This window comes from Bradyrhizobium sp. LB11.1, assembly GCF_040549385.1.
In the GTDB taxonomy this organism is placed as follows: domain Bacteria; phylum Pseudomonadota; class Alphaproteobacteria; order Rhizobiales; family Xanthobacteraceae; genus Bradyrhizobium.
The window spans coordinates 518,798-534,870 of record NZ_JBEPTH010000002.1 but is presented as its reverse complement, the minus strand read 5'-3'; the positions used below and the strand labels follow the sequence as shown (position 1 = coordinate 534,870).

General features: G+C 63.5%; 15 protein-coding genes. 10 read left to right on the top strand and 5 right to left on the bottom strand.

Going from position 1 to position 16,073, the window contains the following annotated elements; genetic code table 11:
* The first annotated feature begins 155 nt into the window (after nucleotides 1–155).
* From ABIA96_RS06435 to ABIA96_RS06420, 4 genes are read left to right on the top strand one after another with little or no spacing between them, the layout of a single operon-like run.
* Nucleotides 156–1,073 carry a branched-chain amino acid ABC transporter permease gene (locus tag ABIA96_RS06435; RefSeq protein ID WP_354136177.1) on the top strand — a complete coding sequence of 306 codons (918 nt, stop codon included), beginning with the start codon at nucleotides 156–158 and terminating at the stop codon, nucleotides 1,071–1,073.
* The gene (locus ABIA96_RS06430) at nucleotides 1,070–2,014 is read left to right on the top strand and encodes a branched-chain amino acid ABC transporter permease (protein ID WP_354136176.1); all 945 of its coding nucleotides are present in this window, start codon (nucleotides 1,070–1,072) and stop codon (nucleotides 2,012–2,014) included. Before ABIA96_RS06435 ends, ABIA96_RS06430 begins: the two co-directional genes overlap by 4 nt.
* On the top strand, nucleotides 2,007–2,774 hold the full coding sequence (locus ABIA96_RS06425; RefSeq protein WP_354136175.1) for an ABC transporter ATP-binding protein: 768 nt from the start codon (nucleotides 2,007–2,009) through the stop codon (nucleotides 2,772–2,774). The genes ABIA96_RS06430 and ABIA96_RS06425 overlap by 8 nt, the downstream gene beginning before the upstream one ends.
* Nucleotides 2,767–3,480, top strand: a complete 714-nt coding sequence (locus ABIA96_RS06420; protein WP_354136174.1) for an ABC transporter ATP-binding protein — start codon at nucleotides 2,767–2,769, stop codon at nucleotides 3,478–3,480. Before ABIA96_RS06425 ends, ABIA96_RS06420 begins: the two co-directional genes overlap by 8 nt.
* A 171-nt stretch (nucleotides 3,481–3,651) precedes the next feature.
* Here ABIA96_RS06420 and ABIA96_RS06415 read toward each other — a convergent pair whose 3' ends face one another.
* The 3 genes from ABIA96_RS06415 to ABIA96_RS06405 form a co-directional block, all read right to left on the bottom strand.
* A complete protein-coding gene (locus tag ABIA96_RS06415; protein ID WP_354136173.1) occupies nucleotides 3,652–3,873 on the bottom strand; it encodes a superantigen-like protein SSL4 in 222 nt (73 codons plus the stop codon).
* Nucleotides 3,874–4,168: 295 nt separating this feature from the next.
* Nucleotides 4,169–5,605, bottom strand: coding sequence for a glutamine synthetase family protein (locus ABIA96_RS06410; protein ID WP_354136172.1), 1,437 nt, complete (start codon nucleotides 5,603–5,605; stop codon nucleotides 4,169–4,171).
* Nucleotides 5,606–5,735: 130 nt separating this feature from the next.
* Nucleotides 5,736–7,094, bottom strand: coding sequence for an aromatic ring-hydroxylating dioxygenase subunit alpha (locus ABIA96_RS06405; RefSeq protein ID WP_354136171.1), 1,359 nt, complete (start codon nucleotides 7,092–7,094; stop codon nucleotides 5,736–5,738).
* Nucleotides 7,095–7,207: 113 nt separating this feature from the next.
* Here ABIA96_RS06405 and ABIA96_RS06400 point away from each other — a divergent pair, with 113 nt between their 5' ends.
* Nucleotides 7,208–7,993 carry an IclR family transcriptional regulator domain-containing protein gene (locus ABIA96_RS06400; protein WP_354136170.1) on the top strand — a complete coding sequence of 262 codons (786 nt, stop codon included), beginning with the start codon at nucleotides 7,208–7,210 and terminating at the stop codon, nucleotides 7,991–7,993.
* A gap of 24 nt (nucleotides 7,994–8,017) precedes the next feature.
* Here the strand turns inward: ABIA96_RS06400 and ABIA96_RS06395 are convergent, their stop codons facing one another.
* Together ABIA96_RS06395 and ABIA96_RS06390 are read right to left on the bottom strand one after the other, a co-directional pair.
* Entirely contained in the window at nucleotides 8,018–8,416 is a 399-nt protein-coding gene (locus ABIA96_RS06395; protein ID WP_354136169.1) for a group II truncated hemoglobin, read from the bottom strand.
* Between the two features lie 185 nt (nucleotides 8,417–8,601).
* A complete protein-coding gene (locus ABIA96_RS06390) occupies nucleotides 8,602–9,510 on the bottom strand; it encodes a helix-turn-helix transcriptional regulator (protein ID WP_354136168.1) in 909 nt (302 codons plus the stop codon).
* A 137-nt stretch (nucleotides 9,511–9,647) separates the two neighbouring features.
* Between ABIA96_RS06390 and ABIA96_RS06385 the strand changes: the two genes are divergently transcribed.
* The 5 genes from ABIA96_RS06385 (at nucleotide 9,648) to boxB (ending at nucleotide 15,909) form a co-directional block, all read left to right on the top strand.
* Nucleotides 9,648–11,189 carry a benzoate-CoA ligase family protein gene (locus ABIA96_RS06385; protein WP_354136167.1) on the top strand — a complete coding sequence of 514 codons (1,542 nt, stop codon included), beginning with the start codon at nucleotides 9,648–9,650 and terminating at the stop codon, nucleotides 11,187–11,189.
* Between the two features lie 8 nt (nucleotides 11,190–11,197).
* On the top strand, nucleotides 11,198–12,016 hold the full coding sequence (locus ABIA96_RS06380; protein ID WP_354136166.1) for an alpha/beta fold hydrolase: 819 nt from the start codon (nucleotides 11,198–11,200) through the stop codon (nucleotides 12,014–12,016).
* An 18-nt stretch (nucleotides 12,017–12,034) separates the two neighbouring features.
* Entirely contained in the window at nucleotides 12,035–12,571 is a 537-nt protein-coding gene (locus ABIA96_RS06375) for a DUF309 domain-containing protein (protein WP_354136165.1), read from the top strand.
* A 99-nt stretch (nucleotides 12,572–12,670) separates the two neighbouring features.
* Nucleotides 12,671–14,359: a 2,3-epoxybenzoyl-CoA dihydrolase gene (gene boxC / locus ABIA96_RS06370; RefSeq protein ID WP_354136164.1), complete on the top strand. Its 1,689-nt coding sequence runs from the start codon at nucleotides 12,671–12,673 to the stop codon at nucleotides 14,357–14,359.
* Nucleotides 14,360–14,457: 98 nt separating this feature from the next.
* Nucleotides 14,458–15,909 carry a benzoyl-CoA 2,3-epoxidase subunit BoxB gene (gene boxB, locus ABIA96_RS06365; RefSeq protein WP_354136163.1) on the top strand — a complete coding sequence of 484 codons (1,452 nt, stop codon included), beginning with the start codon at nucleotides 14,458–14,460 and terminating at the stop codon, nucleotides 15,907–15,909.
* The last annotated feature ends 164 nt before the right edge of the window (nucleotides 15,910–16,073 follow it).

The following is a 16,073-nucleotide window of genomic DNA, read 5'->3' as shown; positions in this document are numbered from 1 at the left end:
GCAACAAAGTGCATGTCTGGCGCGGAATCGCTCTTGCCTCGGAACGATACTGCCATTACCCATTTTTCCGCCTTGTAGAGGCGGGGGAGCTCTTTCACTGATGGCGACTGTGTTCGAACATCGGCGCGCATTTTTATGCGCCTGAAAGAGTCTTGATGCTGCTCGTCGTCGAACAGTTCTTGAACGGATTGCAGTTCGGCCTGTTGCTGTTCCTGCTCGCGGCCGGCCTGACGCTGGTGTTCGGGATCATGGATCTCGTCAACCTCGCGCACGGTTCGCTCTACATGATGGGCGCCTATTTCGCCGCGACCTTCGCGGCGTGGACCGGCAGCTTCCTGCTCGGCGCGCTGCTCGCGTTGGGTGCCACGCTGATCCTCGGCATCGTGCTGGAGATGAGCGCGTTGCGGCATCTCTACGGTCGCGACCATCTCGACCACGTGCTCGCGACCTTCGGCCTGATCCTCTTCTTCAACGAGGCCGTGCGGCTGATCTGGGGCCCCGCGGGCCTGGCGCTGCCGCTGCCGGCCTGGCTCACGGTGCCGGTGCCGATCCTGCCTGGTATTCACTATCCCGCGTATCGCCTCGCCATCATCGTCGTGGCACTGCTGGTGGCGCTGCTGCTCTATCTCGGCGTGATGCGCACCCGCATCGGCATGCTGATCCGCGCCGGTGCCTCCAATCGCGAGATGATCGGCGCGCTCGGCATCAACATCAAGCTGCTCTACACGCTGGTGTTCGGTCTCGGTGCAGCACTCGCTGGATTGGCAGGCATGATGCAGGCGCCGATCCTCACCGTGCAGATCGGCATGGGTGAGAACATCCTGATCCTCGCCTTCGTCATCATCGTGATCGGCGGTATCGGCTCGATCCGCGGCGCGTTCCTCGCTGCGATCTTCGTCGGCATGATCGACACGCTAGGTCGCGCCTTCCTGCCCAATTTGTTGCGGCAGGTGTTGAGTGGCGCCGCGGCCTCCACCGCCGCACCCGCGCTATCGTCCATGCTGATCTACCTGCTGATGGCGACCGTGCTGGTGGTGCGGCCGGAGGGGCTGTTTCCGGCCAACCGTCGATGAAGGCTTTCCCGGTGAGCAAGGCCGTCACGGCCCTGATGCTGGCGGGCCTCGTGCTGCTGCCGCTCTATTCGTATCTGTCCGGCAACATCTTCATCATGACGCTGTTCACCCGCATCGTCATCCTGGCGCTGGCGGCCGCGAGCCTCAACCTCATCATGGGCTTTGGCGGCATGATGAGTTTTGGCCACGCCGCCTATCTCGGCATCGGCGGCTACGCGGTCGGAATGCTCGCGCAGGAAGGTGTCGGCTCCGGCTTCATCCAGTTTCCGGTCGCGCTCGCTGCGTCCGCGATCTACGCGCTGGTGATCGGCGCGCTCTCTCTGCGTACGCGCGGCGTCTATTTCATCATGATCACGCTCGCCTTCGCGCAGATGGCCTATTACGTCGCCTCGGGCCTCGCACGTTACGGCGGCGATGACGGCTTGACCGTCTACAAGCGCAGCGACTTCTCCGGCCTGATCAACCTGTCGAACCGCACGCAGTTCTACTATCTCTGCCTGGCCTGCCTGTTTGGCGTCATCTTCCTGATCTGGCGCATCGTCAATTCGCGCTTCGGTCTCGTCGTGCAGGGCCTGCGCTCCAACGAGCAGCGCATGCAGGCGATCGGCTTCCCCGCAAAACGCTACCAGCTGGTCTGCTTTGTCATATCAGGGACCATGTGCGGCCTCGCCGGCGCGCTGCTCGCCAACAATACCGATTTCGTCAGCCCGGCCGTGATGTACTGGACCCGCTCCGGCGATCTCATGGTGATGGTGATCCTGGGCGGCATCGGCACGCTGTTCGGCCCTGTCTTGGGAGCAGTGGTCTATCTGCTGCTGGAAGAATTTTTGTCGCAGATCACCGAATATTGGGCGCTGATCATGGGCCCGCTGTTGCTGCTGGTCGTGCTGTTCGGCCGTGGCGGCATCATGGGGCTGCTGGGGAGGCTCAATCGTGGCTGAACCGCTGCTCCGCGTCGAAAAGCTGGTGCGGCGCTTCGGCGGCATCACCGCGACGGACAACGTCTCGCTCGACGTCGCGGCCGGCGAGTTGCACGCCATCATCGGCCCGAACGGCGCCGGCAAGACCACGCTGATCAGCCAGCTCACCGGGCATCTCGAGCCGCATTCCGGCAGCGTCGCGCTGGCGGGGCGCGACATCACATATCTGCCGGCCTACCGCCGCTGTGCGCTGGGCCTCGCACGATCGTTCCAGATCACCTCGTTGCTGCTCGACTTTACCGCCGCCGAAAATGTCGCGCTCGCGGCGCAAGCGCATGCCGGCACCTCGTTTCGCTTCTTTGCCAATGCGCGCAAGGAGAAGGGCCTGCGCGACGCCGCGCAGGCCGCGCTCGACCGTGTCGGCCTGTTGCATCGCGCCGACGTCGTGGTGTCCAGGCTCAGCCATGGCGAACGGCGCCAGATCGAGCTTGCCGTCGCGCTGGCCAGCAAACCGAAGCTGTTGTTGCTCGATGAGCCGATGGCCGGTCTCGGCGTCACCGAATCCCAGCGTATGGTGCAACTGCTCCAGGAGCTGCGCAAAGAAGTCTCGATCGTGCTGGTCGAGCACGACATGCCGGCAGTGTTCGCGCTCGCCGACCGCATTTCGGTACTGGTCTATGGCCGCGTCATCGCCTCCGGCGATCCGGCCGCGATCCGCGCCAACGAGGACGTCAAGCGCGCCTATCTCGGCGACCAGCATGTGGTGACGCACCATGGCTGAAACGTTGCTCGACGTCGACGGTATCGAGACCTGTTACGGTCTCTCGCAAGTGCTGTTCGGCCTGTCCTTGTCGATCAAGCCCGGCGAGATGGTCTCGCTGATGGGCCGCAACGGTATGGGCAAGACTACGACGATCCGCTCGATCATGGGCCTGACGCCGGCGCGCGCGGGCAGCATTCGTTTTGCGGGCACCGAGGTACGGCAGCTTCCGTCGTACCGGATCGCCAAGCTCGGCGTCGGCCTCGTGCCGGAGGGACGCCAGATCTTTCCGAACCTCACCCTGCGCGAAAATCTCGTCGCGGCCGCCGCGGACCGCTTCGGCAGCGCCAGTCCCTGGACGCTCGCAGCGATCTACGTGCTGTTCCCGCGGCTGGCCGAGCGCGCCGCCAACATGGGCAACCAGCTCTCCGGCGGCGAGCAGCAGATGCTCGCCATCGGCCGTGCGCTGATGACGAACCCAAAGCTCCTGATCCTGGATGAAGCGACCGAGGGGCTGGCGCCGCTGATCCGCGAAGAGATCTGGAACTGCCTGTCGCTCCTGAAGAGCCGCGGACAGTCGATCCTGGTCGTCGACAAGAACGTCGACCACCTCGCCCGCATCTGCGACCGGCACTTCATCATCGAGCGCGGTAAGACCGTGTGGAGCGGCACGTCGAACGAGCTGATGGCCGAGTCCGATCTGCAGCACAAGTATTTGGGGATTTGAGTTCTCGCCCGCTCCTCGCAATGAGGGTGAGCGAGTCGCTGCCTCTCACCAATAAATCCCGTGCCGATGCAGTTCGCGGATCACGCGCGCCTCGGTAGATGGCTGGCGGCGCTTCGGCTTGGCCTGTTCCGCAATCGGCTGAACTGGCGTCGCGGCCGGAGCGGTCGCGGTTTACGCTGGTGTGGTCGGCGCAGATGAAGCTGGTGTGGTGGTCGCCGTCTGCACACTTGCCGGTGGCGTTGCGATCGGAGCTTGAGTTGCCTGCGGTGCTGCCGGCTGCTCGGTCGCCGGGGTCGCATTTATCGCTGTGAGGCTGAGGCTCCGCGAACCACCGGCATCAGCTTGCGTTGCAAGCAGCGACATCGCCGTCGCGATCAGGAGGAGCTTGCGCATGAAAGCTCCTGTTATCCGGTCAGCCTCTCTTACCTAAGCCCTCGACCGACCGCTAACGGGCGAGGTGATGTACGCCAATTTCGACCAGCGTGGTCCGGCAGGACAGGCGATAAATCAGGCTGAACAATTGACTGAACATGACCCACTCCACTGTTGATCACGAAGGGCAACGATAGACCTCGCGCTTTTCAGGCGCTTTTCGAGGCGCCGGGAAAACGGCTTCGTCGGAGTGCGGAGTGGTGTCGTCTGAACCGGCGGATGAAGTCGCCTCACGGCGGCGTGAGGCTGACTTCCGTCAAAACATCTCGAAATATTCGCGGTGCTCCCAATCGGTCACCTCCGACAGGAAGCGATCGATCTCGGCATTCTTGATGTGGGTGTAGTAGTCGATGAACTCCGCGCCGAACTTCTCGCGGAAAAACGGATCGTCTTTCAGCGCGGAGACCGCATCGCGCAGGCTTTTCGGCAAAAGCGGGGCCTTGGTCTCGTAGGGCGTGTCGGCCGAGGGACCGGGATCGAGCTTGCGGTCGACGCCGTCGAGGCCCGCGAGGATCTGGGCTGCCATGTAGAGATAGGGATTGGCGGCCGGCTCGCCGACGCGGTTTTCCAGGCGCGTGGCGGCATCGCCCGCGCCGCCGAGCACCCGGATCATCACGCCGCGATTGTCGCGACCCCAGATCGCGCGGTCGGGCGCCAGTGAATAGGAGCGGTAGCGCTTGTAGCCGTTGATGGTCGGCGTGGTGAACACGGTGGCCGCACGGGCATGATCGAGCAGGCCGGCGAGCCAGGCGCGGCCGAGCGCGCTGAGTAGATCGCCGCCGTCCTTCGCCATGAATACGTTGTCACCGGTCTCACGCGAGACGATCGACTGATGCAGGTGCCAGCCGCTCGCAAACAAATTCGGCAGTTTCGGCCGGCACATGAAGGTGGCGTGATAACCGTGGCGGCGCGCGATCTGCTTCACGGCGCTGCGAAACAGCACCATGTTGTCGGCGGGCTCCAGGCCCTTCTTCGGCGCGAAGGTGAACTCGCATTGGCTCGGGCCGAATTCGACCTCGACGGAGCGCAACGGCAGCCCCAGCGCGACGATGTCACGGCGCAAAATCTCCAGCACCGGTTCCATCTGATCGAAGCGCTGCTCGGTGAGGTATTGATAGCCGTGGGAAAGGAGGCTCACCGACGGCGGCGTGCCGGGCTGACCCGCGTCTTCGGCGCGCAGATGCGGGTCGTCGAGCTTGAAGATGTGGAATTCAACCTCGAGGCCGGCGACGAAATCGTGGCCACGGCCGCCGAGTTCGTCGAGCACCTTGCGATAAAGCCCGCGCGTCGCGAACGGCACGGGGCGGCCGTCATTGAAATAGAGATCGCAGAGAACCCAGCCCGTGGTCGGCGCCCACGGCAGCGTACGGAAAGTCGTGGGGTCGGCGACCATCAGCACGTCGGCTGCGCCTTCCATTTCCTTCATGCCGAACCCGCCGCCAGATGTGAACACCGGAAACACCGTGCGGTGCGAGGTGTCCTTGGCGAGCATGGTGGTGGTGATGGAGCAGCCGCTCTCCAGCGAAGCAATCGCCTCGGAGGCGATGATGGTCTTGCCGCGCAAGATGCCGTGCTGGTCGGGGAAGGCGAGGCGGATGACCTCGAGGTTCTTGTCCTCGACGACACGGCGCATCCGCGCTGTGGCATCCTTCTGTTCATCCGACCACAGCGCATGACGCGCGACGAAAGTCACTTCATCACTCCCTCAACTTCCGTAGGGTGGGCAAAGGCGCAAAGCGCCGTGCCCACCATTCTTCGTTGTAGACGAAAGACGTGGTGGGCACGCTTCGCTTTGCCCACCCTACGGGGTGCGTGCACAAACGTCACTCCGCCGCCGTCAGCCGATGCACGTTGTCGGCGATCTCCTTCGGCACCGGCGCGGTCCACGGCGCGCCGCGGCGGCGCTTGACATCGACTTCCATCCAGTAGGTTTCCCATCCGCGCGTCGGCCCGACGCCATCCATCGTCGCCGGGCCCTGGATCGAACGTGCGTTGGCCTCGTCCAGGAACAGCATCGGCTTTTCGCCGCTGCCGACCTTCTCGATCTCCTGCCGCAGCAGGCGGCGATATTGCACGATCGCCTTGTCGCTCGAGCCGAGATGCTCCTTGGTGCGGTCCTGGATCGCACCCATCGACTCCACGGCCCACTGGTCGTGGACATTGATGTCGTTGCCCATGCCGGTATAGGTCGCGGTCTGCTGCTCGTGCGGATCGAAACCGTAATCGTTCCTGCGGTTCTTGCGCGAGGTGTAGTCGGGTAGCTCGTAGAGTTCGAGCCGCTGCTCGCGCATCTTCTTTTTGTCGACCGGGTTCGCATAGCTGGTGAAGATCGCGTACCAGTAGCAGTTCTCGTCGTCGACCGGCACGTGCCACTGCGTGATCGTCATCTCCGTGCTCATGGGGATGACGAAGCCGTGCGGGAACAGCTGGTTGGTGACGCGCACATGCGTCCGCTCCTCGTCGATCTCGCGCAGCGCGATCAGCCGCAGGCCGTATTCGGTGTGCTCGACATTGATGATCGGGCGGTCGTATTCGCGCAGGATTTTTGTCATCGGCAGCTCAGAGCCGGCCGATGCACCGCGGAACTGCTTGCCGTAGGCGGTAGAGGTGTCCTCGTCCTCGAAGAAGCGATGCAGATAGGAGGCGTGCGCGGGATCGATGCCGACCTCGAGCGCCTGCAGCCAGTTGCAGGCCATGTGGCCCTTGAAAGCAAAAGTGTGCGTGCCGGGCGCGACAAAACAGTCGAGTTCCGGGAATGCCGGCGGCTCACCCTCGCCCGGATAAGCCCAGAGGATGCCGCTCTTCTCCACCACGGGATAAGAGCGCTGACGGACGTTCTGGCAGAGCTTCGAATCCTTCGGCTCGGCCGGCGTCTCGATGCACTGGCCGGTCGCGTCGAACAACCAGCCATGGAAGGCGCAGCGCAGGCCGCCATGTTCGAGCCGCCCGAAGGCGAGGTCGGCGCCGCGATGGGCGCAATGACGATCGATCAGTCCGTGGCGACCAGTCTCGTCGCGAAACAGCACCAGGTTCTCGCCGAGCAGCCTGACCGGACGGATCGGCCGCTCGCCCTCGAGTTCGTCGACCAAAGCCGCCGGCTGCCAGTAACTCCGCATCAGCTTTCCGCAAGGGTCTTTCGGCCCGGTACGGGTGATCAGGTCGTTCTGCTCCTGGCTCATCATGGCGGTCGCGTCCTTTTGCGGGAGGGCGTTTTGTTCGCCTATTGAACGAATGGGCGAATTATGACATGCCTTGGACCGGCAGCAAGCACTATTTTGCAGGACTATCCCGAGCCATGCCCAAGCCAAAGCGGAGCGAGACTGACGAGCGTGCGACGGATTTCGTCGAGAGCCTCGATCGCGGCCTGCGCCTGCTGCAATGCTTCGGCACCAATGCGGGTCCGATGACGCTGAGCGATCTCGCTCGCGCCGCCGAGTTGCCGCGAGCCACCGCGCGGCGCATGCTGTTCACGCTTCAGCGCGGCGGCTTTGTCAGTGGCGATGGAAAGCTGTTCTCGCTGACGCCGCATGTGCTGACACTGGCGGCATCGTACCTGCGCTCCAACCAGATCGTCACGGTCTTGCAACCAGTGCTCGATCGGGTCGCGACTGCGGCCAATGAAATCTCCTCGCTCGCGGCGCTCGACGGTGACGAGGTCGTGTTCGTCGCACGCAGCAGCCCAGCTCGGATGTTCTCCGGCGGTTTGGAGATCGGCTACCGGTTGCCGGCCTTCTGCACCTCGGTCGGCCGCGCCATGCTCGGCCAGCTCGACGATGTGGATTGTCTCGCGCGCCTGAAAAAGATGAAGCGCGAAGCGCTGACGCCGCAAACGATGCTCGATCCCAAGGTACTGCTCGCGCGCATCGCCGCCGATCGCGCGCAGGGTTATTCGCTGGTTGACCGCGAGGCCGAGCCGCATTTCCGCTCGATCTCGGTGCCCGTGCGCCGCTACGACGACGTGATCGTCGCCGCCATCAACATGGGCGCCCATGTCGATCGCGTACCGGCGCAGGAATTGATCGAGCGATTTTTGCCGTTGTTGCAAGAAGGGGCGGCGTCGGTGCGCTCGCAGCTCTTGTAGCTCGTGCGCTGCGCTAACTCCGCCCTACGAAGCTCGATTCCGCATCCAGTCGGCAAGGCCTGATATTGCGCGATCGAGGTCCTGCCGCGCGGCGCTATCTGTCACCGTCTCCTCCAGCGCGCCGCGCATGCATAGCATCCAGGCGTCGCGCTCGGCATCGCCGATGGCAAAGCCGATATGCCGCTGCCGAAGCCGCGGATGGCCCTTCTCGACCGAATAGCGTTTCGGGCCGCCGGTCCATTCGGTGAGATAGCGCTTCAGCACGTCCCTGATCAGGCCAAGGTCGTCCGCATGCATGGCGCGGATAACCTCCGCCTCCGGCAGCGTGTCCATGCGGTCGTAGAAGCGATCGACAAGAAGGTCGATCGTGGCTCTGCCGCCGATCCGCTCGAACATGGAGGTGGTGACGTCGGTGGAGGTCATCGTGAGTCCGAGTGGTTGCTGCTGGCCAGGATATAGTGACACTGTGGCGCGCCCACAAACTCCACTGTCGTCCCGGACAAGCGAAGCGCAGATTCGCGAAGACTGGCCGTTCGGGATTGGCAACGCGCACAATCGATGGATCGCGCGGTATGGGTCCCTGCGTTCGCAGGGACGACAGCGGAGGATTACAGCGCCACGCTGCGCAGCCCAAAGCTCCGGGCTTCGTTTTGCAGCACGGGCCGCACCGCATCGATCAGCCGCGCGGCCGCGGCATCGACGCTGAGTCCCGCGGTGTCCACCACCGCTGTCGCGCGCGCGTACAGCGGCTCGCGGCTCAAGAGGATGTTGCGTAGTTCCGCCATCGCCGAACGATCATCGGCCATCGGACGCAGATCGCCTTGGCGGCGGACGCGTGCCATGTGCTCTTCCGGCTCGGCCTTGAGCCAGATCGTGTAGAACGAGGACAGGATCTGGTCGAAGGTCAGCGGCTCCGACACGATGCCGCCGCCGGTCGCCAGCACCATCAGTTCGTTGCGCGCGAGCAACTGCTGCAACGCCGCCTGCTCCATGCGACGAAAGCCTTCCTGGCCGTAGAGCGCGATGATCTCGGCGACCGAGAGGCCGTTCTGCTGCTCGATCTCCTTGTTGAGCTCGACAAAACTCCAGCCGACTTTCTTCGCCAGCATCCGCCCAAGCGTCGATTTGCCGGCGCCGCGCAGGCCGATCAGCGCGATGCCACAGAACGGCGCGCGTCGCGGCGCTGTCGCGCTGCCACCAGCGAGCAGGTCCTTGGCTTGTGCGATCTGCGCAGGCGTCGCCTTGCGCAGGAGATCGCGAAACATCTGCCAGTCCGGCGTCGGATCGGCTGAGGGGAGCAAATCTTCCAGATGCGCGCCCATCGCATCTGAGACGCGGCGCAGCAGCACGATGGAGACATTCCCCTTGCCGCTCTCGAGCTGCGCGATGTAGCGCTCCGAAATTCCTGATACCTTGGCGAGCACTTTGCGCGACATGCCACGCAACGCGCGCATGGTGCGCACGCGCTGGCCGAGCTGTTCGAGAAAGCGGGATTCGGCGTCGGGACTGTCGGTCATGAGCCTTCTTTAGCGGATGCCTTCTTTAAGGAGGTCCTGCGGCGCGCTTTAATGAAACATAATGCCTGCTGGCATTGACAGCAAGCTGTCACAGTGTCTTTCTATGAATTATAATTCTAAATTCAGGGGAGGCGACCGTGAGCGAGGGGTCCTACAACGCGGTGACCTGGCTGCTCGACCGTAACGTCGAGGAAGGCCGGGGCAACAAGCTCGTCTTCGACGACACCGTCTCGCGGCTCACCTATGGCGAGCTGCAGCGCGAGACCCGTCGCGCCGCCAACATGCTGCGCCGTCTCGGCGTCCGCCGCGAAGAGCGCGTGGCGATGATCATGCTGGATACGGTCGATTTCCCGATCGTGTTCCTGGGCGCGATCCGCGCCGGCATCGTGCCGGTGCCGCTCAACACGCTGCTGACCGCGGACCAATACGCCTACATCCTCGCCGACTGCCGTGCGCGCGTGCTGTTCGTATCCGAGGCGCTCTATCCCGTCATCAAGGATGTCGTCGGCCGCATGCCGGACCTCGAGCATGTCGTGGTCTCCGGCGCCAAGCAGAATGGCCACAAGCAGCTCGCCGAAGAGATTGCGGGAGAAAGCGATCAGTTCACGACGGCTGCGACACATCCCGACGAGCCGGCATTCTGGCTCTATTCGTCGGGCTCGACCGGCATGCCCAAGGGCGTGCGCCACATCCATTCGAATTTGCAGGCAACCGCCGACACCTATGCGAGCCAGGTGCTGGGCATCCGCGAGAACGATGTTGGCCTCTCCGCCGCAAAGCTGTTCTTCGCCTACGGTCTCGGCAACGCGCTGACCTTCCCGATGTCGGTTGGTGCGACGACCATCTTGAACAGCGAGCGACCGACGCCGGCGCGCATGTTCGAACTGATGAACCGCTACAACCCATCGATCTTTTACGGCGTGCCGACATTGTTCGCGGCGATGCTGAACGACGAAGCCATGAAGGGTGAGCGCGGCGGCCAATCTCTGCGGATCTGCACCTCTGCCGGCGAAGCGCTGCCGGAATCGGTCGGCAATAGCTGGAAATCGCGCTTCGGCGTCGACATTCTCGACGGCGTCGGCTCGACCGAGCTGCTGCACATCTTCCTGTCGAATGCACCCGGCGACATCAAATACGGCTCCTCCGGCAAGCCGGTGCCGGGTTACGCGGTGCGGCTCGTCAACGAGGCTGGCCAGGACGTCGCCGACGGCGAGGTCGGCGAGCTCCTGGTCGACGCCCCCTCCGCCGGCGAGGGTTACTGGAACCAGCGCCACAAGAGCCGCCGCACGTTTGAGGGACCATGGACCCGCACCGGCGACAAATATATCCGCGACGTCGAGGGCCGTTACACCTTCTGCGGCCGCGCCGACGACATGTTCAAGGTCTCCGGCATCTGGGTCTCGCCCTTCGAGGTCGAGAGCGCGCTGATCACGCATCCCGCTGTGCTCGAGGCCGCCGTCGTGCCGGAAGCAGATCCGGAAGGCCTGCTGAAGCCGAAGGCCTTCGTCGTGCTGCGCCCGGGCGCGGCGACGAGCGACTTGCAGGAGATGCTGAAGGATCACGTCAAGCAGAAGATCGGCCCGTGGAAATATCCGCGCTGGATCGACGTGGTGGACGCGCTGCCGAAGACCGCGACGGGGAAGATTCAGCGATTCAAGCTGCGCGAGGGCGCGAATTGAGTGACAGCATGACCAATCTCGCCCCCACCGGCTTTCTCTCGATCGGCATGGCCCGCCTCGAATACAAATGGCTCGCGCCGCAAAGCTCTGAGGTCCCCACCATCGTCATGCTGCACGAAGGCCTTGGCTCGGTCGGCCTGTGGAATGATTTTCCGGAACGGCTCCAGCAAGCCACCGGCGCCGGCATCTTCGTCTATTCGCGCGCGGGCTATGGCCAATCGAGCCCGGTCGCGCTGCCGCGGCCGCTCGACTACATGCAACGCGAGGCGCTCGATGTGCTGCCGAAAGTGCTGGACGCCATTCCCTTCAAGCGTGGCCTGCTGCTCGGCCATTCCGACGGCGCCTCGATCGCGACGATCTATGCCGGCGCGCATCAGGATCACCGCCTGCAAGGCATCGCGCTGATCGCGCCGCATTTCATCGTCGAGGACATCTCGGTGAAGTCGATCGCCGCGATCAAGACAACCTACGAGACCACCGACCTCAAGGCAAAGCTCGCGCGCTGGCACAAGGACGTCGACAACGCCTTCCACGGCTGGAATGGCGCCTGGCTCGATCCAAAATTCCGCGACTGGGACATCTCGGAATATCTGGCCTATATCCGCGTTCCTGTCCTGGTCGTGCAGGGGAAGGACGACCAATATGGAACATTGCGGCAGGTCGAAATTGCTCAGGAAGAGTGCTATTGTCCGGTAGATTTAGAAATCATTTCAGACGCGGGTCATTCCCCGCATCGTGAAGCGCCCGGAGCGACGCTTGACGCGATTGAGCAATTTGCAAAAGCGGCCCTGCGCGACGATCAGGGACTCGGGGTACGCGCCGCATGACCATGCGGAGGCACATCCGTGAATGTGTCTTCACATGCGAGCGGTCCGTTGCCGTGGCCGCGATGGGCCTATGTGCCCGGCGAGACCGCCGAGCTGGATGCCGACTACGAGACGCTCGACATGGCCAAGGCGCTGGTGCCGCCGGCCTTCCGCGGCTACGTGCCGGCCCGCCATCCGGCACTGCGCTATGGGCTCGCACTGAACGACCGCGGTTATTTCTGGGAATCGCAGGAGGTGCTGCAAGCGCTGTGGGCCGCGGCTCCGCAAGGCGGCCGCGAGCGTATCCTGCTGCGAGCCTGCATCCATGTCGCCAACGCCAATTTGCGGCTGCGCATGCAGAAGGCGCATTCGGCCGTGCGCCTGTTTGGAGATGCGCTCACCGAACTGCGTGCGCTGACCTCCCGCAAGGCGGCCCCGGCCGGCGACGGCGTTGTCGAGAGCTTTCCGGTGCTGGCGCTGACGGCCTTGCTCCAGGCCAAGCTCGGCCGTCCCCAGCTCACCAAGGCCGACTGGATCGGGCTCGGTGCCATCGTGCGGTCCCAAGCGCCCTCATGAAACAAAGTGCATGTATCGGCGATTGGAGACTGGACGTGCTCCGCAACATGCATTATTGTGCATCTAACGGTAAAACCAAGACGAGCTCAAGGGTGGCCCATGGCCGGGGAAGATCGGCGCCTCGCAGGCGGCGCGACATTCATCGATTTCCAGACCGAACCGTCCCGCTACAAGCACTGGAAGCTGGCGGTCGACGGTGACGTCGCGACACTGACCATGGACGTCGACGAGAATGGCGGCCTGTTCGAGGGCTATCTGCTCAAGCTCAATTCCTATGATCTCGGCGTCGACATCGAGCTTGCGGACGTGGTCCAGCGGCTGCGCTTCGAGCATCCCGGGGTGAAGGTCGTGGTGATGCGCTCGGCCAAGAACCGCGTGTTCTGCGCCGGTGCCAACATCCGCATGCTCGCGGGCTCGACCCATGCGCACAAGGTGAACTTCTGCAAGTTCACCAACGAGACCCGCAACGGCATGGAAGATTCGTCGGAGAATTCCGGCCAGCGTTTCATCACGGTCGTGAACGGCTCGGCCGCCGGCGGCGGCTATGAGCTCGCGCTTGCGACCGACCATATCATCCTCGCCGATGACGGCGCCTCCGCCGTGGCACTGCCCGAAGTGCCGCTGCTCGCGGTGCTGCCCGGCACCGGCGGTCTCACCCGTGTCGTCGACAAGCGCAAGGTGCGCCGCGACCACGCCGATTTCTTCTGCACCATCGAGGAAGGCGTCAAGGGCAAGCGCGCCGTGCAATGGCGGCTCGTCGACGAGATCGCGCCGAACTCGAAGCTCGAGGCCAAGGTCGTCGAGCGCGCCAGGGAATTCGCAGGCCTCTCGAAGCGCGCCGGCAGCGGCAAGGGCATCGCGCTGACGCCGCTCAATCGCGTCATCGACGAAACCAGCATGCGCTACGGCTTCGTCACGGTCGATATCGACCGCGCCGTACGCGTCGCCACCATCTCGATCAAGGCGCCGGAGGCGGCAACACCCGCTGACATCGACGGCATGATGGCGCAGGGGTCATCGTTCTGGCCGCTGCAGGTGGCACGCGAACTCGATGATGCCATCCTTCATTTACGCATCAACGAGCTCGAGATCGCCATGCTGGTGTTCAAGAGCCATGGCGACCGCGCCCACGTGCTCGCATCCGACGCCTTCCTCGAAGCCAACAAGGCGCACTGGCTGGTCAACGAGATCCGTCATTACTGGAAACGCGTGCTCAAGCGCATCGACGTCACCTCGCGTACGCTGGTGACGCTGGTCGAGCCCGGCTCCTGCTTCGCGGGCACCTTGGCCGAGCTCGTCTTTGCCGCCGACCGCTCCTACATGCTGATCGGCACGCGCCAGGGCGACAACCAGCCGCCGCCGTCGATCGAACTGTCAGCCATGAATTTCGGTCCGTATCCGATGAGCCATGGCCTGACGCGACTGGAGTCGCGCTTCCAGGCCGATCCGGCGGACGTGGAGCGCGCGGAAGCCACGCTCGGCACCGCGCTCGATGCCGAACAGGCGGAAGAGCTCGGCCTTGTGACCTTCGCGCTCGACGACATCGATTGGGACGACGAGGTCCGCGTGTTTCTCGAAGAGCGCGCCAGCTTCTCGCCCGACAGCCTCACCGGCATGGAAGCGAGCCTGCGCTTCGTCGGCCCCGAGACGATGGAATCAAAAATCTTCTCGCGCCTGACCGCGTGGCAGAACTGGATCTTCCAGCGCCCGAACGCCGTCGGCGAGGAAGGCGCGCTGCGGCGCTACGGCAGCGGGCAGAAGCCGAAATTCGATATGACGAGAGTGTAGCGAACAGGGAGTGGCGAATAGCGAACAGGGATCTCCATTCGCGACTCGCCATTCGCTATTCGCGGGAAACGATCAGGTTCAACGCGGGAGAGCTCCCAATGAATATGAACATCATGAACGTCGACTACTCGACCAAGATTCCGAATAACGTGAATCTCGCTGAAGACCGCCAGGTGCTGAAGGCGCTCGAAGGCTGGCATCCCGGCTACATGGATTGGTGGAGCGACATGGGGCCGGAAGGTTTCCAGGAATCGCTGGTCTATTTGCGGACCGCTTACTCCGTCGATCCGCGCGGCTGGGCCAAGTTCGACTATGTCCGCATGCCCGACTATCGCTGGGGCATTCTGCTTGCGCCGCAGGAAGAGAATCGCGTCGTTCCCTTCGGTGAGCATTTTGGCGAGCCTGCTTGGCAGGAAGTCCCGGGTGAATATCGTGCCATGCTGCGCCGCCTGATCGTGATCCAGGGCGACACCGAGCCCGCCTCGGTCGAGCAGCAGCGCCATCTCGGCAAGACCGCGCCGTCGCTCTACGACATGCGCAATTTGTTCCAGGTCAACGTTGAGGAAGGCCGCCATCTCTGGGCGATGGTCTATCTGCTTCAGAAATATTTCGGCCGCGATGGCCGTGAAGAAGCCGATGATTTGCTGCGCCGTCGCTCCGGCGATGCCGACGCGCCACGCATGCTGGGCGCCTTCAACGAGGCTACGCCGGACTGGCTGTCCTTCTTCATGTTCACGTACTTCACTGACCGCGACGGCAAGATGCAGCTGCACTCGCTGGCGCAGTCGGGTTTCGATCCGCTGTCGCGCACCTGCCGCTTCATGCTGACCGAGGAAGCGCACCACATGTTCGTGGGCGAGACCGGCATTACCCGCGTCGTGCAGCGCACCTGCGACGCGATGCGTGAAGCCGGCATCACTGATCCGACCGACATCGCCAAGGTCCGCGCGCTCGGCGTGATCGATTTGCCGACGATCCAGAAGAAGCTGAATCTGCACTACACGCTGTCGCTTGATCTGTTCGGTTCGGAAGTCTCGACCAACGCGGCGAATGCCTTCAACACCGGCGTCAAGGGCCGCTATCACGAGACCCAGATCGACGACGATCACCAACTCAAGAACGCGACCTATCCAGTGCTGAAGTTCATCGACGGCGAGATCAAGCTGGTCGACGAGCCGGCGCTGACCGCGCTCAACATGCGCCTGCGCGACGATTACAGCCAGGATTGCGTCAAGGGCATGCTGCGCTGGAACAAGGTCATCTCGACCGCGGGCTACAACTTCCAGCTCAAGCTGCCGAACGTCGCCTTCCATCGCCACATCGGCGAGTTCAAGAGCATCCATGCGACGCCGGATGGTCTCTTGATCGACGAGGCGACCTGGGCGAAGCGCAAGGATGATTGGCTGCCCTCGACCGCCGACGGTGACTTCATCACCTCGCTGATGCAGCCCGTCACCGAGAGCGGCAAGTTCGCCTCCTGGATCTCGCCGCCGAAAGTCGGCATCGACAACAAACCTGGCGATTTCGAATACGTGAAGATCGAGACATAGGTGTCAGGGCCTAACGCTCGAACCAAACAAAGACTGTCATCACCCGCGAAAGCGGGTGATCCAGTGTTCCAGAGACGTTCGTTGATTTACCGAGAGGCCGCGGCGTACTGGATGCCCCGGTCGAGCCGGGGCATGACAGCGAGTGTGTGGTGAGGGCGAGGCGC

Excerpts from the sequence above, each read along its gene's own strand:
- ABIA96_RS06435 (WP_354136177.1), top strand. The coding sequence starts at position 156 with ATGCTGCTCGTCGTCGAACAGTTCTTGAACGGATTGCAGTTCGGCCTG.
- ABIA96_RS06430 (WP_354136176.1), top strand. The coding sequence starts at position 1,070 with ATGAAGGCTTTCCCGGTGAGCAAGGCCGTCACGGCCCTGATGCTGGCG.
- ABIA96_RS06420 (WP_354136174.1), top strand. The coding sequence starts at position 2,767 with ATGGCTGAAACGTTGCTCGACGTCGACGGTATCGAGACCTGTTACGGT.
- ABIA96_RS06415 (WP_354136173.1), bottom strand. The coding sequence starts at position 3,873 with ATGCGCAAGCTCCTCCTGATCGCGACGGCGATGTCGCTGCTTGCAACG.
- ABIA96_RS06405 (WP_354136171.1), bottom strand. The coding sequence starts at position 7,094 with ATGATGAGCCAGGAGCAGAACGACCTGATCACCCGTACCGGGCCGAAA.
- ABIA96_RS06400 (WP_354136170.1), top strand. The coding sequence starts at position 7,208 with ATGCCCAAGCCAAAGCGGAGCGAGACTGACGAGCGTGCGACGGATTTC.
- ABIA96_RS06395 (WP_354136169.1), bottom strand. The coding sequence starts at position 8,416 with ATGACCTCCACCGACGTCACCACCTCCATGTTCGAGCGGATCGGCGGC.
- ABIA96_RS06390 (WP_354136168.1), bottom strand. The coding sequence starts at position 9,510 with ATGACCGACAGTCCCGACGCCGAATCCCGCTTTCTCGAACAGCTCGGC.
- ABIA96_RS06380 (WP_354136166.1), top strand. The coding sequence starts at position 11,198 with ATGACCAATCTCGCCCCCACCGGCTTTCTCTCGATCGGCATGGCCCGC.
- boxC (WP_354136164.1), top strand. The coding sequence starts at position 12,671 with ATGGCCGGGGAAGATCGGCGCCTCGCAGGCGGCGCGACATTCATCGAT.
- boxB (WP_354136163.1), top strand. The coding sequence starts at position 14,458 with ATGAATATGAACATCATGAACGTCGACTACTCGACCAAGATTCCGAAT.